Below are 21,497 nucleotides of genomic sequence, written 5' to 3' on the forward strand. Positions count from 1 at the left end.
TTCAAAAGGCCGCCGCGAATCGCACCGGGAGATCCGTGACCGTTCGCAATCCCGGCGACGCCTGCACCAGCAGCGGGATCGAGTTCACGACGACGGCGGCCGTCGCCAGATCCCCATGCGTCCCCCCAGGAATTCGCGCGCAGAGGTCTGGCGTCCCGAAGAGGCGGATTTCGTCCACGGGCTCTTTGGCCCCCACGTACATCTGCAGCTCGAGGGTGATGCGTTCGTGATCGCCCACGAGCCCGCGACCGATCTGCCGCACACCAGCGACCTGTCCCTTCCGCACGTGGAGGTATTCGGTCGTCACATCTTCCTCAGCAAGGATCGGTTCGATCGTCTCCGAGATCGTCTCCACCTCCAGACCTAATCCGTCGGCGATCAGCGCGACCGATTCCGGCAAGCCGACATGGCGGATGCGTCCGGCCTCTACGGCCTCGTGGAATTCCGCGACCGTCATCCCAGCGCCGATCTTCCGCTGCAAGGGAAGCCGACGTTGCGAGGCGTCCACCACGCGACGGACGGAGACGCGCTCGATGCGCTGACAAACCGTCGCCAATGTGAGCACCAGCTTATCCATCACGAAGCCCGGATTCACGCCGGTTCCCAACACGGCGACGCCATTCGCCTTCGCCTCTTCATCCAAGCGACGGGCGAGTTCGGGATGTTTGCGGAACGGATAGGCCAATTCCTCGCACGTTGAGACGACATGCGACCCCGCTCGCACGCAGGCGAGCAGTTGGTCGAAGACTTGCTCGAAATATGAAGACGTGGAATGGACGACGACGTCGGCTTTTCGCGCGAGGACCTCATCGGCCCGATCCGATACGACGACGCCCAGCGGAGAAGTGCCCGCGATCTCCCCGAGATCGCGCCCCACCTTATCCGCGGCGATGTCAATGGCCCCAATGATCGTCGCTCCCGCTCGTTCGAGGAGCAGGCGCACGATCGCACTCCCAATGGGTCCCACGCCATATTGGATGATTCGCAGCGGCATATGTCCCTCCTTGATTATGGTTTGATGCCTGTCGGCCAATGGCGCTCTCCGCGCGAGCGATGCTCATGGGAGAGCGATGGCCTCGCGAGCGAGCAACGCCGCGCCGATGATGCCGGCATCTTGTCCAAGCGCGCCGATCGTGAACCGACATCTCTCGAAGGTCGCGCGCAGCGTGTGCTTGCGCGCTTCTTTGCGAACGGCATCGAGCAGGATCTCACCGGCCAACATCACCGGACCGCCCAAGCAGACCATTTCGACGTCGAGCAGATTCAGGACATTGGCGATGGCCAAGCCGAAATATCGTCCCGTCTCTCGAAGCACGGCGCGCGCTAATTCGTCCCCCTCGAGCGCGGCTTGAACGATCTGAGGAACGGTCAGCGTCCCCTCCATTTGCACCGCCAGAGGGGAGAGCGAGAAGGCGGGATCGGAGAAGAGTCGCTCGCGCACACGCCGCACGATATTGGGACCGGAAGCGATCGTCTCCAAGCAGCCCCGCCCTCCGCAACCGCATTCGATCCCTCCTAGTTCGACCTTCACATGGCCGAATTCCCCCGCGAACCCATGAGCACCGCGCTGCAAGCGTCCGCCCAGAATGAGCCCGGCGCCGATGCCGGTCCCAATCGTCACGTAGAACACATCCTGAAGCCCTTGGGCAGCTCCGCACGCCCATTCGCCGTAGGCCGCCGCATTGGCTTCGTTCTCGAAGATGAGGGGCATCCCCAGGGCCTCGCGAATCTCCCCATAGACATCGCACCCCGTCACATCCACCAAGTGCGACGCCAACTCGATGCGCGGCGTCTGCCGATCGATCAATCCAGGCCAGCCGATCCCGACGGCGGCAACGCGTCCCCGCCCCTCCTCGGACTCGCGCAATGCGCGCAGCACGGCGATCACTTGATCGAGGAATGCGCGCGGATCGCGACGCTCGGCCAGGACGCGACTCTGAAGCCAAATGCGCCCGGTCTCATCCACGAGCGCCGCCCGAATCGTCCGCCCGATGTCCACACCGATGAAGAGCAACGATCCCGATTCAAAATTCCCCATACGTGATCGCAGTCGTCAAGGGGCCTCGCGTCTCCTCTCACAGCGCTGATGAGGGTTCTCGGTCTTCGACTGATCGCCCTTCGTTCTCGTCGCGAGAACAAGGAGGATGCCCCCATATGCCGAATGCGCGCTGGAGACGCGCGAGCGCCCATCGCGCTTGGGCGCGCACGCCCTCATCTTCATCTCGCAGACAATCCTCCAGCGCGGCACGGGCCCGCGCATCGGCAATCTGCCCCAACGCGGAGACGATGGCGAAGCGGACGTTCCGATCCTCGATGGCAAGCATCTCCAGGAGTCGGGGGACCGCCTCATGATCCCGCAACCGACCGAGAGCCAACGCGATCTCGGCGACGACGAACCGATCCTCGCTGGCCAGCAACTCGCGGAGCACCGGCGCGACCGTCGCGTCACCGATCAATCCGAGTGCTTTCGCTGCGAAGCGCGCTGTCACGACGTCCCCAGCATCCAGCGCCTCTGTCAACCGCTCGATCGTCGGCCCCACCGCTGCGCTTCCCTTTCGCACGAGCGCCTCCACGGCCGCGGCCTTGACCGCGAGACTCGAATCGGTCAGCGCCTCCACTAGCGCCGGGATCGCGCGCGGATCGCGCGAGAAGGCGAGCATGCGTACGGCATCGGTCCGAACGGCTTCGTCTTCGTCGCGCACAAGCTCCAACGGATTGACCGGCGTCGCCCCTGCCGTTAATCCCTCGATCACTCTCTGCGAGATGTGATCCTGCAGCGCGAGGACATCCTCGATCCGAGAATCAATCTTCTCGCTCCAGAGGATGTCGCCGCTTCGCGCATCGAGCAGTTGCGCCGTCACGCGCAATCGTTCGCCCGATCGGAAGAAGGCGCCTGTGAGCACCGCATCGACATGAAGCTGTTGTCCGATCCGCCGTGGGTCCTTCGGACGATCTCTTTCCCCTTCGAGCAGGCTCGCCGAGCGAACGGTCACCGTCTTGAATTTCGCCAACTCAGTCGTCAGATTCTCCGCCAGGGAACGTCCATAGACCTCGTCCTCCGGATGACCGCTGAGATTTCGGAACGGAAGAATGGCGAGCGCGCGTCGTGGCCCTTCGACGAGTGAGAATTCCGCACTGGCGGATGCGCGCGCATCGCTCGGAGGAGTGCGCTCGTAGCGGCTCGCCCCAGCGAGACGTCGCAGCCTTTGCCATAGGGCCTGCAGACGCGCGGGCCGACCAGCCGGGACGTACGGCGCGATCACCCCATCGGGCACGCGCGCCGCGAGTCCCACCTCGACAGCCACCCGTTTGAGGTCCGCGAGCAGATCCGCCATCGTTTGATACCGATCGTTCGGATCTTTCTCGATGGCCCGTTCGATGATCGCCGCTAAGGAGGGCGGGATCCGAGGATTCAGCTCGCGCACCGGTCGCGCTCGTTCGTGAACGATGGCATGCATGGTCTCCACGCGGCTCTCTCCCTTGAACGGCACGCGCCCGGTGGCCATCTCGTAGAGCACGATGCCGAAGGAGAAGATGTCGCTCCGATGATCCACGCGTTCGCCCCGCGCCTGCTCTGGCGACATGTACGACGGCGTTCCAAGCGTCGCTCCAGCCTGCGTCAAATCCGCCGTCGCCTCTGTTGCGCGCGATCGCTCGATGAGCTTCGCCAATCCGAAGTCGAGGATTTTGACCTGTCCGCGCTCGGTCACCATGATGTTGGCCGACTTGATGTCGCGATGGATGACTCCTCGCGCGTGGGCCGTCGTCAATGCATCCGCGGCCTGCAACGCAATGGAGAGCAAGCTTTCCAATCGAAGGGGACGCCCGCCGATCAGCTTCTTCAGCGTCTTCCCTTCGACGTATTGCATCACGATGAACGAATACCCGTCGGCCTCCTCGATCCCATGGATCGTGCAGATGTTGGGGTGATCCAAGGCCGAGGCCAATCGCGCTTCCCGCCAGAAGCGACGTCGGGCTTCCGCGTCCGCCATGAGATCGGGCAGGAGAACTTTCACGACGACGGTCCGATCCAACGCCAGATCGCGCGCTTTGTAGACCGTCCCCATGCCTCCGTGTCCCAGCTCCTCTAGGAGCTTATAATGCCCCAGCGTTTTTCCGATCATTCCCCTCACGATGCTCCGCATCCTCCGGCCTAATTGTAGGGGGGAGACCGGAGGATGAGCAACTCGATGCCCCTTCTTGCTTCAAGGACGCGCCGATTTTAAGATGTTCCACGCGCGAAGACCACGACCCTTTTCGGAGGAGGAATGCATGCGCGACATCGGCTTCATTGGTCTGGGCATCATGGGGCGTCCGATGGCCGAACGCCTTCTGGATGCCGGATACACGGTGATGGTCTTCAACCGCACCCGACAGAAGGCCGAACCGCTTCTGGCGCGGGGAGCGCATTGGGCCGATTCGCCCGAGGCCGTCGCACGCCGCAGCGAGATGCTCATCACGATAGTCTCTGACTCCGACGCTCTGGAGGACGTCGCCCGCGGTCCGCAAGGAGTGCTGCGCGGCATTCGTCCGATGGCGATCCACGTGGATATGAGCACTGTGGCTCCCCGCACGGTCGAGGGCCTGGAGCGCGTTTATCAGGAGCGCGGCGCGACATTCTTGCACGCGCCGGTATTGGGAAATTGGCGACATGCGAGCGAAGGGAACCTCTTGATCTTCGTCGGAGGAGATCGCCACGCGTACGAGAGGTGCGAGCCCGTCCTGCGCACGCTCGGACGAAAGATCTGGTATTTCGAGCGGATCACCCAAGCGACGCACATGAAGCTCATCGCTAATTCGTTCATCGCCAGCATGATCCTCACGCTCGCGCAAGCCTTCGTCTTCGGTCGTCGCGTCGGGATCACGCCGACGCGCATTCTCGAAATCCTGGACGCCTCGGCTTTGAACGCGCCGATGTATCAATCGAAAGGACGAACCATGCGCGAGCGGGACTTCCGCCCGAACTTCTACACCCGACATATGCTGAAGGACATTGATCTGGCGCTCGACGCCGCGCGGTGCGCGAATGTGCCATTGCCGGTCTTGAGCGTCATTCGCGAACTCTTCGTTGCGACGACGGCTCGCGGCTTCGGCGATGAGGATTACTCGGCTGTCCTCAAAGTCCTGGAAGAGATGGCCGGCCTGACACCGGATGAGATAGCCTCTTGATCCGCACTTATGGAACGCGCGTGCGCTGTGTGCGGCAGCGATCGTTTTGCCCCGTTCTTAGAGAAGAACGGATATGGGATCGTGCAATGCACCGAGTGCACCTTCCTCTTCGTTCATCCCCCTCCGGATCCAGCGATTTTGCACGCGCTTTATGCCGATCCCGCGTATTTTCGGAGCAAGGGACCTTTCGGCTACGAGGACTACGCCGCCCTGCGTCCCTTCTGGGAAGCGCAGGCGCGCGAGCGTTTGGCGGTGATCGAACGATATGCGGCTCGAGGCACACTCCTTGACGTTGGATGTGCGACCGGCATCTTCCTCAAAGTCGCGCGGGAGCGCGGATGGACTGTGTCGGGCATTGAGATCGCGCCGGAGGCGGCCCGCGAGGCCGAGCGACTCGCGGAATGTCGCGTCGTCCCTTCGCCCGAGCCATTCCTTCACGAGGGACGCCTCTTCGACGTCATCACACTCTGGGAATACCTGGAGCATGTTCCCGACCCACGCACCGAGTTGCACCGCTTCCATCAGTTGCTGCGTCCCGGCGGATTGCTCGCGCTCTCGACGCCGAACGCCGGACAGCGCCTCGTGCGACGAGCGCCCGCGCTCTGGAAGGAGTTCAAGCCGCCGGAACATCTGAGCTTCTTCACGGCGGAGACATTGCTTCGCTTGCTTTCCGCGTGCGGATTCCACGTGCTTCGCGTTCGCGCCATCGCCCCCAATTACCGAGCGCCGGAATGGATCGAACATCGGATCGCGCGCGCTCGCCAGTGCCTGGGCGATCGGCATGACCGCCGGACGCCTCTTTGGTTCCTCTATTCGATCACTCGACGCATCGTGCGTTGGACCATCATTGGTCATCACAAACTGCTCCTCTCCCCTTTGGCCTATGCCGAGGGGATTGAGGTATACGCCCGCAAGGAGGGCGCGCGGGAGTGACGCGATGAAGGAGCGTGTGCGCGAAGAGGGCGCCGAGAGAGCGCGACGATGGCGCCCCCAGCGAGATCTTTTGAACAAGGGGACACGCCCCCCTGTGCTCATGTACGTGCTGGAGAGCCGCACTTGGGGAGGCGCTGAAGCTTACGTCCGCTACGTCATCGAGGGACTGGATCGCGAAGCGTGGGACGTGCACCTGGTCTGCCCTCGGATGGAGACCCTTGCCCCACTCTTGCGATGGGCGCAGCGAGAGGGATTGCGCGTGCACGCGCTGCCCGGCGAACGCCCCCGGCATCTGCCAGCCCTTGTTGCATTCTTCCGAATGCATCGGCCAGATGTCGTTCATTTCAACCTCCATCATCCCTTCGCCTGTCGCTACGCCATTCTCGCGGCGACACTCGCAGGCGTTCCCGTGCGGGTCGCCACGAATCATCTGCCCACGATCCCGCCGAACGTCTACACCTGGAAGGGGCGGCTCGCGCTGCGGCTCGCTTATCAGTGCCTGCACGCCATGCTCGTGGATTCAGCGACGAATCAGCGTCGCGCGCTCGCTCACTATCCCATCGCGTCCGGGAAAATTCGGATCGTCCCGCACGGCATCCGCGTCGAGAACTTCCCCATCGAGGGGACGCGCGCTTCCGTGGCCGAGGAATTTGGCTTGGAGGCACGCGCCCCTATTGTGGGAACGGTCGGGCGACTCTCGATCCAAAAGGCGACGGAGGATTTCATCGAGGCGGCGGCGCTTCTGCGCCAAAGATTCCCCGATGCGCAATTCCTCATCGTTGGCGAGGGAGAACGCCGTCTCGAGCTGGAGCGACTGGTCGAGACCCGAGGACTCAAGGCGTGCCTCCGTTTCGCGGGATATCGCGAGGACGTGCCGCGCCTTCTCGCCGCGATGGACGTGTTCGTCCTCTCCTCCATCTATGAGGGCATGCCCTTTGCGATCTTGGAAGCGATGGCAGCAGCGCGTCCCGTCGTGGCCACGCGCGTGGACGGTGTGCCAGAAGTCGTCGCGGAAGGTGAGACGGGACTCTTGGTTCCCCCTCGGGCGCCGGAACGACTCGCGGAAGCCATCGGATTTCTGCTGGCCCATCCGGATCGAGCGCGCGAGATGGGACGACGAGGGCGCGAGCGCGTTCGGACGGAATTTTCGTGGGAGCGGATGGTCAAAACGATCGAGCAGCTCTACCGCACTCTCATGGCGCGCAAGAGCCGACGAGGTGCCGTGAATTTGCGTCACCGATGACCGACCGAATATAATCACGCTCGTGGCTGGTGTCGCCCACATCACGCCCGTGGAATCGAAAGAAGAAGGGAGATCGGAGTCCGCGATCTCTCGCATCTTTTCTCCCGTTGTCGCCCAAGTGCTCCTGGGGCTCACGGATGCTCTCCTCGCGTGGGGGACGTTTCTGCTCGCGTATCGGCTGCGCTATCTCCCGTGGCCTCCGACAGGGAGCGATGTTCTCGCCCTCCTACATCCGGGCGAGATGATGCGGACGTTCGCGCTGGAGGCCTTTCGACCTTACTTGGAGATCTGCCTGGCGGCTCCCCTCCCGCTCATCCTCTGGTTGCGGTCGGCGCGATTGTATGCGCTCAAGGGAGCGTTCTCCTGGCTCGAAGATGCCTTCGGCGTGCTGCGAGCGACGACAATGACTTCGCTCGTCTTGATCGTCATCGCTTTCATGTATCGCGGCGTCTTCGAATTCCGCGAATTCTCCTACTCGCGCGGCATCTTCCTCATGCATTGGGGGCTGCTCACGCTCACGGTGCTCGGCGTGCGTGCGCTCGTGCGTCGCGCGCAAGTTTTGGCGCGACGACGTGGTCACAACCTCATTCCGGCGGTGCTCGTCGGCGAGGGGGATCTGGCCGAGCTTTGCCTTTCCGAAATGCGGGCGAAACCGCACCTGGGCTATCGCATCGTAGGAGTGCTCTCGACCTCTTCCACACCGGAGGGCACCTCTTCCCTTTCATCCCTTCGCGTGGGACGCGTCGAAGACCTCCCGGAGATCGTTCGCCGATTCCGCATCGAACAGGTCTTCATCACGGATCCGGCGCTCAACCCGGACCTGCTCTTCGAGACGATCTTGCGCTGCTGGCGCACGAGTCGCGTCGCCTTCAGCGTCGTGCCGAACCTGCTGAGTTGCCTTCCCAGCAAGACGGAGCTCGATCAGGTCGGCGCGCTCCCCATGATCAAGCTCTTCCAAGAGCCGCTGCGCGGTCCGAATCGCTATCTCAAGCGAGCCTTCGACGTGGTCCTCGCGTCCTTGGGATTGATCCTCTTGAGCCCATGGCTCCTGCTCATCGCCGCGCTCATCAAGCTCGACTCGCGCGGTCCCATCCTCTTTCGCCAGGAGCGCGTCGGCATGGATGGACGCCTCTTCACGCTCTACAAATTCCGCACGATGCGCGCCGACGCGGATGAACGACCGCATCGGGAGTTGATGGCTGACATCATCCGAGGTTCGCTCCGCGCCGTCTCAGGGACGGCCTCGCCGGGAAAGCCGGGTGAGGCTCACCCCGAGCGCGACGCGCGCCAAATGCTTTACGGCAAAGTCCCGAACGATCACCGTATCACGCGCGTCGGGCGATGGCTTCGACGTTGGAGCTTGGATGAGCTGCCGCAACTCATCAACGTCCTCAAAGGCGAGATGAGCCTGGTCGGGCCGCGCCCTCCGATCCCCTATGAGGTCGAACACTACTCGAGCTGGCATCGAAAGCGATTGGAGGTGAAGCCCGGGATCACCGGCCTCTGGCAAGTGAGCGGTCGCAATCGTCTCCCCTTCGATCGCATGGTCGAACTGGATCTCTATTACATCGAGCACTGGTCGCTCTGGCTCGACCTGAAGATCCTGCTGCTCACTCTCCCCGCTATCTTTCGCGGCGAGACGGAGTGAGCCTTCCCTGACCGTGGTGCCCTTGCAAAGAGGAGGCGCACTCACTCTGGAGCCGCGAGAGTCACCGCCAACGCGCTCGCTCGGCAGTAACACATCTTGTCCTATGCGATCGCATAGTCCGCACACACAAAGTGCGAGAACAGCTCTCGAAGGCCCCCCCCGAGGCTCCGCGTCCACGCTCAATAGAGCAGATACCGTTGGCGGATTCGTCGAAACTCCTCCAATTCGGTCTGCCACGCGCGCTCGATCGTCTCGGCATCGGCGCCACTTTTGAGCCACTCCAAGGCTCGGCGATCGGCGAGTAAGCGCCCGAAAGCTTCGACCTGCCACACCTGGGGATAAAGCCGATGCAAGATGACGGCGATCTCGATCCCCAAGCGCACCGGGCGCACTGCCGCACGCTCGGTGACGACGATGGCCACGCCGCCACATTCCTCTCCGGCGAAGGTGCTCGAACGAGGGGTAAACCGAATGGGGATGAAGCGCACGCCAGGAAGATTGCGCCGATTCAATTCCTCAGCCACGCGTCGTCCATCCATCCACGGCGCTCCGAACAGCTCGAAGGGTCGGTCCGTTCCTCGTCCGACCGAGACATTCGTCGTCTCCAGGAGCGCGATGCCCGGATAGAGTGTCGCGGCTGTGAGGCTTCGCATGTTAGGCGAAGGGTTCACCCATTCTTGCCCCGTTTGATCGAACCAATACTCGCGCTTCCATCCCTCCAGTTTCACGACGTGAAGATCGGCTCCGATCTTTCGCTCCGCGTTGAAGAGCAGCGCCAGCTCGCCGATCGTCATCCCGTGCCGAATTGGGATCGAATGATACGCGGTGAACGAGAGGGCATCGGGATCGGCCACCGGGCCCTCCACGTCCTGCCCATTGATCGGATTCGGACGATCGAGCACGATGAAGCGGATGCCGCGCGCCGCGGCTTCCTCCATGGCATACCCCATCGTCGTGATGTACGTGTAGAACCGCGCGCCGATGTCCTGAATATCGAAGACGAGCGTATCCAAACCTCGCAACATCTCGGCCGTCGGTCGCTGCCGCGGCCCATAGAGGCTGTAGACGGGAAGCCCTGTCTTTTCATCCACCGCATCCCCCACAGGCTCGTCGGCTTGTCCCCGCAGGCCATGCTCGGGACTGAAGAGTGCCACAAGCGTCACATTAGGAGCACGCGCCAAGAGATCAATCGTGCTCGTCCCATCGCGAGCCCGTCCCGTGTGATTCGTGATCAGCCCGACGCGTCGGCCCTCGAGCAATCGAAATCCGTCGCGGCGCAGAACGTCAATGCCGTTGAGCACCGTGGCCGTCTCCAAACCCTCCCGAACGCGAGGGCGCTCGGTCTCGCGCCAGAACGCAAGCGGCGCTGGCCATAGCTCTGGAAAGGGTGGTCGTCGGATCGCCGCCGCGACGATCGAAGCCACGCGCCCGCGCAGCGACGTCACATCGCCGCGTCCATCCGGGTGCACCCGATTGCTCAAGAAGATGACGAACGTCTGACTCGCCGGATCAATCCAGAACGAGGTTCCCGTGAACCCCGTATGTCCGAAAGAGCCGATCGGGAAGAGATCCCCGCGATTGGAGGAGTAACCGGTGTTGATGTCCCATCCGAGGCCGCGCATCTCGTTGAACGGGAGACCACGACTCTCGACCATGCGCCGTACGCTCAGCGGGCTGAGGATGCGCACGCCGCGAAATTCCCCGCCGTTGAGGATCATCTGACAATAGATGGCCAGATCGCGCGCCGTCGAGAAGAGGCCCGCATGACCGGCGACGCCGCCGAGCGCATACGCGCGCGGGTCGTGCACTTCGCCCTGCATCCATCGTCCTTCGCGGCGCTCTGTCGGCGCGCATCGCTGGCGCAACGTTCCCGCGGGCGCGAACGTCGTCTCCGTCATGCCGAGCGGACGGAAAATGTTCTCGCGAGCGAATTCGTCCAAGCGCTGGCCCGATACGCGGCGCACGAGTTCTCCGAGCACGATATAGCCGACATCGCTGTAGATGAAGCGCGTGCCTGGCTCAGCGACCGTCCCCAATGCGTAAATCCGCTCCAGCGCTTTCTCCGGACCATCGCGATAGTCGGCCAAATCGTTACCGGCGACGAGCCCACCACGATGCATGAGCAACTGCTCGATGGTGATCCGCTCTTTCCCATTCTGGGCGAATTCGGGAATATAGCGAGCGACCGGATCGCCGAGACGGATCTTGCCGCGTTCGACCAAGATCATCACCGACGTGGCCGTCGCGATGACCTTCGTGAGTGAGGCGAGATCGAAAACTGTGTCCCGCGTCATCGGGAGGCGCTCCGGTTCTATGGCACGGTGTCCGAACGCCTGCCAATAGACGATGCGGCCGTGACGAGCGACGAGGATGACGGCACCGGGCAATTCCCGCCGCGCGATCGCCTCCTGCACGACTTCATCGATGCGCGCCAGTTGCTGCGCCGACATCCCGACGGTCTCTGGGGAGACCAGGGGTAATGGAGCTTCCGCTTGACGCAGCGGCGCCGAAGCGCCGATTCCCACCCCATTCAGAATGAGCCACAGACTCAGGCCTTGAGCCATGCGCTTCATAACTCGTTCCTCCCACCACCGAGTTCGCTGGATCCCTCGAAGGCCGGAAGATATCGAATGCTCCCTCCTTAGCGCAACGGCCCGCGCGGTTTCTCGAGCCGAATATCCCCGTGGCCTTCCTGAGGGGGATACACGCTCTTCTTGCCGTCCTCCAACGGGTTTGGTACCCTTCTGCCGATGGATGCGGCGCCGGTGGTCGTCGAAGTCGTGCGCGGTGCTCTCGTAGAATCGCGTCATCGCGCGATGATCGTCGCGTGCGACGCGCGGGGGAGGAAGCTCTTCGGACTCGGCGACTCCGGGTTCATGACTTACCTGCGCTCCGTGGCTAAGCCAATCCAAGCGTTGCCGTTGGTGACAAGTGGCGCAGCCCGCCATTTCGAGATCACCCGGAAGGAATTGGCCGTCATCTGCGGTTCGCATAGCGGCGAACCGCTGCATACCGAGACGATCGCGCAGCTCCTTCGGAAGATCGGTCTTCAAGAGACGGCCCTTCAATGCGGGCTTCATCCGCCTCTCGACGCGGAGACAGCGCGCCGCTTGGGACCGTCGGGCGTGACCCCATTGCACAATGCCTGCTCGGGCAAACACGCTGGGATGCTCGCGCTCGCTCGGTTCCTCAGCAGCGACCTCGATCGGTACCTCGACCCGGAGCATCCCGTTCAACAGGAGATCCAACGGACGCTCGCTCAATTGGTTGATCTCTCGCCAACAGCGATCAGCCTGGGAGGGGATGGATGTGGGGCGCCGACCTTCGCGATACCGCTTGAGCGAATAGCGCTCGCGTATGCGCGTTTGGTGAATCCCGAAGCGGCCGAGTTGGAGGCGCCCATGCGCGCGGCTATCGCTGAGGTCACGCGCGCCATGCGCGAGCATCCGGAGATGGTGGGGGGAACGCGCCACCGCTTGGACACCGATCTCATGCGCGAGACCGAAGGACGTGTGCTCGCGAAGGCGGGCGCCGAAGGAGTCTTCGCGCTCGGCATCTTCCCGTGCCCGCGCTTTCCCCAGGGGTTGGGCATCGCCATCAAGATCGAAGACGGTGATGAGCGTCGAGCTCGGAATCCCGTCGTCCTCGAAGTCTTGCGACAGCTCGAGGTGCTCGATCGCACTGCTCTGGAGAAGCTGTCCGCCTATTCCGGCAAGCCGGTGAAAGATCATCGAGGGATGATCGTTGGAGCTGTTCGACCGTGTTTCCGACTGGAGGGGACATGAACGAGGCTCTCCGACGACTCTTTCCGATCACGGAGCGATACATCTACATGAATCATGCGGCCGTCTCCCCCTTGCCCAAACCGACGGTCGAAGCGATGCGGTATCAGACCGAGCAAGTCATGCGGCATGGGACGGTGAAGCTGGCCGAATGGTGGGAGGCCATCGAGCGGACGCGCCAGAAAGTGGCGCGCTTGGTGAACGCGCGGCCCGAAGAGATCGCTTTCTTGCGGAACACCTCCGATGGGCTCTCGGTCATCGCCAACGGGCTTCGATGGCGGGATGGGGATAACGTCGTCACGGCCGAGTGCGAATTCCCGGCCAATGTGTATCCCTGGATGCGGTTGCGGGCCTACGGCGTCGAGCTGCGTCTGGCTCCCGAGCGCAACGGGCGCGTCGAAGCGGATGACCTACTCGCACTCGTGGATCGCCGTACGCGCGTGCTCGCCATCAGCTTCGTCCAATACGCCAGCGGGTTCCGCGTGGACTTGGAACGGCTGGGAGAATTTTGCCGAAAACGAGACATCCTCTTCGTCGTGGACGCCATTCAAGGGCTCGGCGTGCTTCCGTTCGACGTCGAGCGCTTTCACGTGGATGTGTTCGCCGCCAATGGCCATAAGTGGCTGCTCGGCCCGGAAGGCGCCGCCGTCCTCTACATCTCGTCGCGGGTGATCGATCGCTTGGAGCCGACGCTCGTGGGCTGGATGTCCGTGCGAAACTGGATGGACTCGATCTCCGCGGACGAGCTGACCTACGATCTCACCTATCGCGATGGAGCGCTTCGCTTCGAATCGGGAGTGCTCAATGCGTGTGGCCTCTGCGGCCTCGGCGCCTCCGTGGAGCTGCTGCTGGAGGTAGGCATCGAACGAATCGAAGAGCATGTGTCCGCCCTCGGGCGAGAATTGTGCGAACGGTTGCAGGCAAAGGGGTATCACCTCGTCAGCTCGCGGCGCCCGGGCGAGACGTCCGGCATCTTCTGCTTCACGCATCCTCGCTACTCGGCGCGGGAGTTGGCCGCGCGGCTTGAGGAGCGCGGGATCATCGTCTCAGCGCGCTTGGGACGGCTGCGCATTTCTCCGCATCTGTATAACACGAGGGAGGAAATCATCGAAGTCGCGACGCACTTGCCATGAACCTCGCGTTCTGGCGCAGTGAAGAAACCTCGCAGGGATCGAGCGCGACCCTTTCATCCTTACGTCTCGATGGGTCGCGAAGGACGGAGACGTCACGCGCGCGCGGATGGAGGGAATTCTCTCGGCTCCTCGGCTATGTGCGCCCGTACTGGGGGGTGTTCCTCCTGGCGCTCTTTCTGATGAACGCGGTGGCTGTGCTCGAAGGGGCGCTGCGGAGCCTCCTTGTTCCGATCTCCGATGGTTTGCTCGCTTCCAGCGGCATCGTCGCTTCGGCCCCGCGAGCGAAGAACCTCGTGGACTTCCATCGCTATCTCCCGTTGGAGAGCGAACGAAGCTGGTATTTGCTCGCTGCGTTGATGATCCTTATCACGATCGCGAAGGGGATGGCCGAATTTTTCTCCAACTATCTCATGGCGCGGATCGGGCAACGAGCCGTCTTCGATCTCCGCTGCGCGCTCTACGATCATCTGCTCCGGCAATCGGCGCCTTTCTTCTCGCGCTATCCGACGAACGTGCTCACCTCGCATCTGGTCAACGACGTCGAGAAGATCGAGATGGCCGTCTCGCGCACCCTCACGGACGCGCTGCGTGAATCCTTCACGCTCATCGTCTTCCTGGTCATCGTCTTCAAGCTGAATTGGAAGCTGGCCCTGTTGGCGCTCGGGTTGGGACCGCTCGTCTATCAGGCGACGGTTTACTTCGGTCGCCATTTGCGGCGGACGGGGCGGCGCGTGCAAGAGGGGTACGAGCAAATCCTGAACGTCGCCCAAGAGACGCTTTCGGGGAATCTCGTCGTGAAAGCGTTTGGGACCGAATCCCTGGAATCGGAGCGCTTTCGGCGCGCTGCGCATGCCGTTATGCGCTCGGTCTTGAAGGCGGCGCGCACGGCGGCGCTCTCCCCGCCGATCATCGAGTTGATCGGGATCGTCGCGGCCTCCGGCTTCATCCTCTACGCCCAGCGGATCATCGCTCGGCGCGAGATGACTCCGGGCGAGTTCTTCGTCTTCCTCTTCTTCCTCTTCAGCCTCTACGATCCGGTGCGGAAGTTGAGCCGGATTCAGAACGCGATGCAACACGCTCTGGCCGCCTGCCACCGGGTCTTCACGTTGCTGGATACTCACACGGAGCTGACGGATCGGCCCGACGCGATCGTGCTCACGAGCTTTCGCGAGAAGATCGAATTCCGCAACGTCTCGTTCCGATACCCCGATGCCGAGGAGTACGTTCTGCGAAATGTGAATCTGACCATTCGCGCCGGAGAGATGGTCGCCATCGTGGGGATGAGCGGTGTCGGGAAGACGACGCTCGTGAAGCTGCTACCGCGTTTTTACGACGTCACCGAAGGCGCCATTCTCATTGACGGCGTGGACATCCGCGACATTCGTCTGGATGCGTTGCGCCGCTTGATCGCGCTGGTCACACAGGAGGTGATCCTCTTCAACGACACGGTGCGACACAACATCGCTTACGGACGACCGCAAGCCACGCCGGAGGAAATCGAGCGAGCGGCGCGTGCGGCGCTCGCTCACGATTTCATCCAGGAATTGCCCGAGCGGTATGAGACGGTGATCGGAGAGCGCGGCATTCGCCTCTCCGGTGGAGAACGCCAGCGAATCGCGATCGCCCGCGCCATCTTGAAAGATGCACCCATTCTGATCTTGGACGAAGCGACGTCGGCGCTCGATGCGGAATCCGAGCACGGCGTGCAGCAGGCCCTGCTCAACCTGATGGCCGGGCGCACGGTCATCGTCATCGCCCATCGACTCTCGACTGTTCGTCGCGCCGATCGCATCGTCGTTCTGGATGGCGGGACGATCGTCGAAGAGGGCACGCACGCCGACTTGCTTCGGCGCGGCGGCCTTTACAGCCGCCTCTACGAGCGGCAATTCGCTCATCAGATGTCCGAAGTTCTCTCCGAGTGAAGCGACGATGGTGCGCAGCATGACCGGATATGGCAGCGCCGCTTACGAGGGCGAGGATTTCTCGCTGCGGGCGACCGTCTCCAGTGGGAATCACCGCTTCTTGGAGATCCACATCCGCCTTCCTGAAGCGCTCGGGGCGTGGGAGCCCGTGCTGCGCAAGAAGATTCAGGAGCGTTTCGAGCGCGGGCGTATCGTCTTCGCGTTAGAATTCATGCCGGCGACGCCCGTCTGGCTCACCTATGAGGTCAATCGTCCGCTCGTGATGGCCTATGTGACGGCGCTGCGCCAAATTCGGGACGAATTCGGTCTCTCGGGAGAGGTGGACATCAACGCCCTCCTTCAAGTGAGGGACCTATTGCGGCCGCGCCCACTTGTGGAGATCCCTCCGACGCTCGCTGAGAAGCTCGAGACGGTCACCGAGGACGCGTTGCGCGCCCTCGCCGAGATGCGCGCGGCCGAAGGAGCACATCTCCGCCAGGATTTGCTCGCTCGGCTTGCGCTCATCGCCGAACATCTGCACGCGATCGAGCGAGAGGCGGCCGCGCTGCCGGAGCTCTATCGTCAGCGACTCACGGAGCGCTGGAACGAATGGGCCCGCGAGCTTCCTCTGGATCCCACGCGCGTCATGCAGGAAATCCTCCATTTCGTGAATCGCGCCGACATCAGCGAAGAGATCACCCGGCTGCGCAGCCATCTCGCTCAATGCCGCGATCTCTTGGATGAAGGAACGGCCGTGGGTAAGCGCCTCGACTTCCTCTTCCAAGAGATGCATCGCGAGATCAATACGATCCTGGCGAAGGCCGGGAATGTCGCCCTCGCGGAACGAGCGCTCGCCATCAAAGTCGAAATCGAGAAGCTGCGCGAACAGGTGCAAAATGTCGAATAGGCGGGGATTGCTCTTCATCGTCTCCGGCCCCTCGGGCGTGGGGAAATCCACGCTCGTCAATCGCGCGATCGCGCGCGTGCCGGGGCTCGTCTATTCGGTCTCGTACACGACGCGACCGCAACGACCGACGGAAGTCGAGGGGCGGGACTACTATTTCGTCTCCCGACGGGAATTCGAGCGCATGCGCGCGGCCGGAGAGCTGATCGAGTGGGCGGAGGTCTACGGACACCTCTATGGGCGCTCGCACGTCGCCATCGAACGGGAACTCGCTGCTGGGCGCGATGTGATCCTGAGTATTGACGTGCAAGGAGCGGCGACATTCCGGAAGCTCTCGCTACCGATGGTGAGCATCTTCATCCTCCCGCCTTCGTTCGAGGTGCTCGCTGAGCGTTTGCGGGCGCGAAAGACCGATGCGTGGCTGAGCGTGGAGCACCGCCTGACCATTGCTCGCGAAGAAGTACGGCACTATCGGGACTTCGACTACGTGATCGTCAACGACCGATTGGAAGAAGCCCTCGCTCTCCTGGAGGCGGTCATTCTCGCCGAGCGCCACCGCCGAGAGCGTTTAGAGGAGGACGTTCAACGAATTCTCCAAACGTTCGAAGGTCCAATCCGCGCGGAGGAATCATGAGTCCGGATCGTCCCTATCGCGTCGTCCTCGGCGTCACCGGCGGCATCGCCGCCTACAAGGCGCCGGAGATCTTACGGCAACTCCAACAACGCGGCGCTGAGGTGCGCGTCGTGCTGACGCGCGCGGCGACACGCTTCATCGGTCGCGTGACCTTCGAGGCGCTCTCGCGCCACCCTGTCATCGTCGAGATGTTCGAGCCGGACGTGAACGTCGTCGTCCGGCATGTGGAGATGGCGCGATGGGCCGATCTGCTGCTGGTCGCCCCGGTGACGGCGCATACTCTGGCCCGCTTTGCGCACGGCTTGGCCGATGATTTCCTCACGACGCTTTATCTCTCGGCGCGCTGTCCGGTCCTGCTGGCTCCGGCTATGGATGCCGAGATGTGGGAGAACGCCGCGACGCAAGAGAATCTCGCTCGGTTGCGGCAGCGAGGCATCGCCATCATCCCGCCGGAGCGTGGGTATCTTGCTTCGGGCGTCCAAGGTGAAGGCCGCCTGGCCGAGCCCGAACAAATTGTCGCGCGCGCTTTGGTGATCCTGGCCGCCCGCCCATACGCTCGCGATCTGGAAGGAGAACGCGTTCTGATCACCGCCGGCCCCACGTGCGAAGATCTCGATCCGATCCGCTACCTGACCAATCGCTCGACGGGCAAGATGGGCTACGCGTTGGCGCATGCGGCGCTCGCCCGCGGCGCTCAGGTGACGCTCATCAGTGGACCGACGACGTTGCTTCCCCCTCCAGACGCTGAGACGATCTTCGTGCGCTGCGCCGAGGAGATGTATCGCGCCGTCCTCTCGCACATGGAGCGCGCGACCATCATCATCAAAGCCGCCGCTGTGGCCGATTATCGTCCCGCGGCGTTCTCTCCGACGAAGCTCAAGAAGGCCGCAGCTGAATTCCAGCTCGCGCTCGAGCCCACTCCCGATATCCTGGCCGAACTCGGACGACGGAAGGGATCGCGCGTGCTCGTCGGATTCGCGGCGGAAACGGAAGCCCATCTGGAATACGGACGGCGGAAACTCATCGAGAAGAATCTCGACTTCATCCTTGTCAACGATGTCGCGAGCGCGGAGACGGGATTCGCCGCCGAGGAGAACGCTGGTGTGCTCCTGGATCGCGACGGCAATGCTCTCGAACTGCCGCGGATGTCCAAGTACGAGATGGCCATGCGCATCCTCGATCGCGTGCGGGCGCTGCTGGCGCAGCGCCAACGCGCACAGGAGATCGGAGAATCTGCGCGCGGATTTCCGGCGAGCGAATTGCGCAAAGCGGACGAGGGATGAGCCGATGAACGCTGCGGACCACGATCTTCGATCTCGCGCGATCGAACTGATCCGAGACGTGCGCGCCCATCTGCAATATCTCGCGGAATTGGGCGCGACGCATGTGGAGGAAGGCTCAGCCTCGCGCGATCTCTTGAAAGAATGGCTCGAGCGCGCCCACTCCTCTTCGACGACCGCGCGCGACGAGGAGGGCGTTCGGGGACTCCCGGCTTCGCCGGGCGCAGTCTCCGAGGCAGTCGTCGAGGAGGATACTCCGGAGGAGGAAAAGCCTATGGCGAGCAAGCGACGCTCCACACATTCGGTTGAGGCACGACCCGAACGCGCGACGGAGCAGCCGGCGCTCTTTGGCGATCTTCCGCTTCTCTCCACAGCGCCGCCCGTCCAGGACCGCACGTTGGACGACATTCGCACCGATGTCGGAGACTGCACGCGCTGCAAGCTCCACCGATCGCGTACGACGATCGTCTTCGGCGAAGGCGATCCGCGTGCGCGCATAATGTTCGTCGGCGAAGGCCCCGGAGCCGAAGAGGACGCGCAAGGACGCCCGTTCGTGGGACGCGCGGGGCAACTCTTGAATCGCATGATCGAAGCCATGGGCTTTCGGCGAGAGGAGGTCTATATCACCAACGTCGTCATGTGCCGCCCGCCAAATAATCGCACGCCCGAACCCGATGAGATCGCGACATGCGAGCCCTTCCTCTTCCGGAAGATTCGCGTGATCAAGCCCGACGTCGTCGTCGCCCTCGGGGCCATCGCCGCGCAATCGCTCTTAGGGACGAAAGCGCCCATTGGCCAAATCCGCGGACGATTTTTCGACGCACATGGGACAAAGGTCCTGCCGACCTTCCATCCGGCTTTCCTCCTGCGCGCGCCCGAACGAAAACGCGAAGCCTGGGAGGATTTGAAGAAGGTGCGAGACTACGTCCTGAGCCGCTCTCGCTCGGAAGACGCGGCGCGCTGATGGGCGAGGGATTCACCGCGTGGCCGCTTCGATCTCCTGTACCAGCTCAAGCGCCGTCCATTCGTTGCCGCGAAAGACCTTCTGTAGCTTCCCATCAGGACGAATCACCGCCGTCGCGAGATTGTGATTGATCGTTCCCCCCTCAGTCCAGAACGAGAGTCCGAAGCTTGCGCCAAAGCGCGCCATCTCCGCAGCGGGGCTCGTAGCGAATGTCCAATGGCGGAAGTCCGCTTTCCACCGCTCGCCGTAGGCCTTGAGTACGGTCGGCGTGTCATATTCGGGATCGAAACTCAAGGTCAAAAAGCGCACTCGGTCGGCTTCAAACCACTCGGGCCGCCGCTTCCGTAGGGCTTCCTGCGCTTCGACGAAGCGGCGGCTCATCAACGGGCAGAAGTTCGGGAAAGGGCACCGGGTGAAGATGAAAGTGAGGGCGATCGTCCGACCCCGCCAGTCGCCGAGCCGGAACGTGCGCCCATCTTGATCCACTAAGGTGATGTCGGGAACATCGTCGCCCGGATTGAGAAGATATTCAATGGGAACGGCCTTAGACCGATCAAGCGGCTGGGGCTGTCCCTTCTTCACGACGCGCAAACGCGCGAGCCATCCCTCCTTTTCGGTGACGACCAGTTCCCCCTCGACTTCGTCACCGGGCTCGATCCCCTCGAGCACGCGCGGATCTTTGATGGGAAATGGCATCGTCATCGCCGGCATGTAGCCGGGGATCTCCTCATGGGCGAGGGTGACCGATTGCCGATTGGCCGCGACGGCGACGACGCGCCCCTTGACCGCATATGTTCGCTCGGAAGCGCGTTCTCGACAGCCGACCAGCCAAAGCGCCAGGAGAAGTCCGATGATCGCCACACCTTGTGCTCGCCTCATAGGGCGCGAATTGTATCAACTCCCACGCCATGCGGGCAAATCCGCCCACTCGTCGGATTCTCTCCCCTTGCTCTAAGCCGAAGCCCTCGGTACACTGCTTCTTCCAAAGCGCCACCCGAGAGAGGGACATGAAGACGCCAACGACAGCGCCACGCCCGCGATCGGTCTTGCTGATGATCTTCCTGGCCTTCCTCTTCATCTTCGTTCCCTTCCTGACGTGGTACCTCACATGGTTCGGACGGCCCCTCACGGACCGGCAGATCGAGCGCTACCTCGACGATCAGGAGAAGCCGCGCCACATCCAACACGCCCTCTCGCAGATCGCCGATCGAATCCTGCGCGGCGATCCCTCCGTGCGACGATGGTATCCGAAGATCGTGAGTCTCGCCGAGCACTCGCGCGCGGAGATCCGCGTGATGGTGGCGTGGGTGATGGGGCAAGATAATCGCTCGGAGGAATTCCACCGCGCGCTCAAACGCCTTTTGAATGATCCTGCTCCAATGGTGCGGCGCAATGCGGCACTCGGCTTGGTGCGCTTCGGGGATGGGAGTGGACGCACGGAAATTCAGCAGATGCTTCGCTTCGAGCCAATTCGCGCCCCGGAGGAAGGAACGGTCACCGTAGGGGTCTCCGCCGGGGACGATGTGCGAGCGGAGACGTTGCTCGCCCGGATCCGTTGCGCCGATGGACGCCAGGTGGATGTGCGCGCGCCTTGGCCGGGGCGCATCGAACGCCTGCTGGTCGCCAGTGGAGCACACGTGCGCGCTGGAGAGGTGATCCTCTCGCTCGCCCCAGAGAGTCAACAGGTCTATGAAGCCTTGCGCGCACTCTACTTCATCGGGCGAGAGGAGGATCTTCCCGAAGTCGAACGTTACGCGCAAGCCGGATCGGAATGGCCCGAAGCTGTGCGCGAACAAGCTCGGCGCACCGCTCACGCGATTCGACAGCGCCAGCTTCAAGTGAGCCCATGATGCCATGACCTGGCCCGAAGCCATCGTGAGAAACGGGCAAGGACGTGTTTTTCCCC

General features: G+C 62.9%; 17 protein-coding genes. 12 read left to right on the forward strand and 5 right to left on the reverse strand.

Annotated features, from left to right (window positions below; all coding sequences use genetic code 11):
* Window position 1 precedes the first annotated feature (1 nt).
* The 3 genes from NZ746_12765 to NZ746_12775 all read right to left on the reverse strand — a co-directional run bounded on the left by NZ746_12765 (window position 2) and on the right by NZ746_12775 (window position 4,124).
* The gene (locus tag NZ746_12765; protein MCS6818226.1) at window positions 2–994 is read right to left on the reverse strand and encodes a dihydrodipicolinate reductase; all 993 of its coding nucleotides are present in this window, start codon (window positions 992–994) and stop codon (window positions 2–4) included.
* A 63-nt stretch (window positions 995–1,057) separates the two neighbouring features.
* Complete coding sequence (locus NZ746_12770) at window positions 1,058–2,038, reverse strand: ROK family protein (protein MCS6818227.1); 981 nt, start codon at window positions 2,036–2,038, stop codon at window positions 1,058–1,060.
* 37 nt (window positions 2,039–2,075) lie between these two features.
* Window positions 2,076–4,124 (reverse strand): protein kinase, encoded by a 2,049-nt coding sequence (locus NZ746_12775; GenBank protein ID MCS6818228.1) that lies wholly within the window; start codon window positions 4,122–4,124, stop codon window positions 2,076–2,078.
* A gap of 148 nt (window positions 4,125–4,272) precedes the next feature.
* On the opposite strand from NZ746_12775, the gene NZ746_12780 reads away from it, so the two are divergent.
* Genes NZ746_12780 through NZ746_12795 form a run of 4 tightly spaced genes read left to right on the forward strand, consistent with a single transcriptional unit; the run spans window position 4,273 to window position 8,993 of the window.
* The gene (locus tag NZ746_12780) at window positions 4,273–5,169 is read left to right on the forward strand and encodes an NAD(P)-dependent oxidoreductase (protein MCS6818229.1); all 897 of its coding nucleotides are present in this window, start codon (window positions 4,273–4,275) and stop codon (window positions 5,167–5,169) included.
* 9 nt (window positions 5,170–5,178) lie between these two features.
* Complete coding sequence (locus tag NZ746_12785; GenBank protein ID MCS6818230.1) at window positions 5,179–6,102, forward strand: class I SAM-dependent methyltransferase; 924 nt, start codon at window positions 5,179–5,181, stop codon at window positions 6,100–6,102.
* A 4-nt stretch (window positions 6,103–6,106) separates the two neighbouring features.
* The gene (locus tag NZ746_12790; GenBank protein MCS6818231.1) at window positions 6,107–7,345 is read left to right on the forward strand and encodes a glycosyltransferase; all 1,239 of its coding nucleotides are present in this window, start codon (window positions 6,107–6,109) and stop codon (window positions 7,343–7,345) included.
* A gap of 22 nt (window positions 7,346–7,367) precedes the next feature.
* Window positions 7,368–8,993: a sugar transferase gene (locus NZ746_12795; GenBank protein ID MCS6818232.1), complete on the forward strand. Its 1,626-nt coding sequence runs from the start codon at window positions 7,368–7,370 to the stop codon at window positions 8,991–8,993.
* A gap of 179 nt (window positions 8,994–9,172) precedes the next feature.
* Here NZ746_12795 and NZ746_12800 read toward each other — a convergent pair whose 3' ends face one another.
* Window positions 9,173–11,566, reverse strand: coding sequence for a DUF1343 domain-containing protein (locus NZ746_12800; GenBank protein MCS6818233.1), 2,394 nt, complete (start codon window positions 11,564–11,566; stop codon window positions 9,173–9,175).
* Window positions 11,567–11,758: 192 nt separating this feature from the next.
* Here NZ746_12800 and NZ746_12805 point away from each other — a divergent pair, with 192 nt between their 5' ends.
* The 7 genes from NZ746_12805 to NZ746_12835 all read left to right on the forward strand — a co-directional run bounded on the left by NZ746_12805 (window position 11,759) and on the right by NZ746_12835 (window position 19,591).
* The gene (locus tag NZ746_12805; GenBank protein MCS6818234.1) at window positions 11,759–12,778 is read left to right on the forward strand and encodes an asparaginase; all 1,020 of its coding nucleotides are present in this window, start codon (window positions 11,759–11,761) and stop codon (window positions 12,776–12,778) included.
* Window positions 12,775–13,908 (forward strand): aminotransferase class V-fold PLP-dependent enzyme, encoded by a 1,134-nt coding sequence (locus NZ746_12810; GenBank protein MCS6818235.1) that lies wholly within the window; start codon window positions 12,775–12,777, stop codon window positions 13,906–13,908. The genes NZ746_12805 and NZ746_12810 overlap by 4 nt, the downstream gene beginning before the upstream one ends.
* The gene (locus NZ746_12815) at window positions 13,905–15,830 is read left to right on the forward strand and encodes an ABC transporter transmembrane domain-containing protein (protein ID MCS6818236.1); all 1,926 of its coding nucleotides are present in this window, start codon (window positions 13,905–13,907) and stop codon (window positions 15,828–15,830) included. The genes NZ746_12810 and NZ746_12815 overlap by 4 nt, the downstream gene beginning before the upstream one ends.
* Window positions 15,831–15,837: 7 nt before the next feature.
* Window positions 15,838–16,716 carry a YicC family protein gene (locus NZ746_12820; protein ID MCS6818237.1) on the forward strand — a complete coding sequence of 293 codons (879 nt, stop codon included), beginning with the start codon at window positions 15,838–15,840 and terminating at the stop codon, window positions 16,714–16,716.
* A complete protein-coding gene (gene gmk, locus NZ746_12825; GenBank protein MCS6818238.1) occupies window positions 16,706–17,347 on the forward strand; it encodes a guanylate kinase in 642 nt (213 codons plus the stop codon). Before NZ746_12820 ends, gmk begins: the two co-directional genes overlap by 11 nt.
* Window positions 17,344–18,630 (forward strand): bifunctional phosphopantothenoylcysteine decarboxylase/phosphopantothenate--cysteine ligase CoaBC, encoded by a 1,287-nt coding sequence (gene coaBC, locus NZ746_12830; protein ID MCS6818239.1) that lies wholly within the window; start codon window positions 17,344–17,346, stop codon window positions 18,628–18,630. The genes gmk and coaBC overlap by 4 nt, the downstream gene beginning before the upstream one ends.
* Window positions 18,631–18,901: 271 nt before the next feature.
* On the forward strand, window positions 18,902–19,591 hold the full coding sequence (locus NZ746_12835) for a uracil-DNA glycosylase (protein ID MCS6818240.1): 690 nt from the start codon (window positions 18,902–18,904) through the stop codon (window positions 19,589–19,591).
* A 12-nt stretch (window positions 19,592–19,603) separates the two neighbouring features.
* Here NZ746_12835 and NZ746_12840 read toward each other — a convergent pair whose 3' ends face one another.
* Window positions 19,604–20,470, reverse strand: coding sequence for an SCO family protein (locus NZ746_12840; protein ID MCS6818241.1), 867 nt, complete (start codon window positions 20,468–20,470; stop codon window positions 19,604–19,606).
* A 128-nt stretch (window positions 20,471–20,598) separates the two neighbouring features.
* Here NZ746_12840 and NZ746_12845 point away from each other — a divergent pair, with 128 nt between their 5' ends.
* Window positions 20,599–21,441, forward strand: a complete 843-nt coding sequence (locus NZ746_12845; protein MCS6818242.1) for a biotin/lipoyl-binding protein — start codon at window positions 20,599–20,601, stop codon at window positions 21,439–21,441.
* The last annotated feature ends 56 nt before the right edge of the window (window positions 21,442–21,497 follow it).

It is taken from the genome of Blastocatellia bacterium (genome assembly GCA_025055075.1).
Lineage (GTDB): Bacteria > Acidobacteriota > Blastocatellia > HR10 > HR10 > HR10.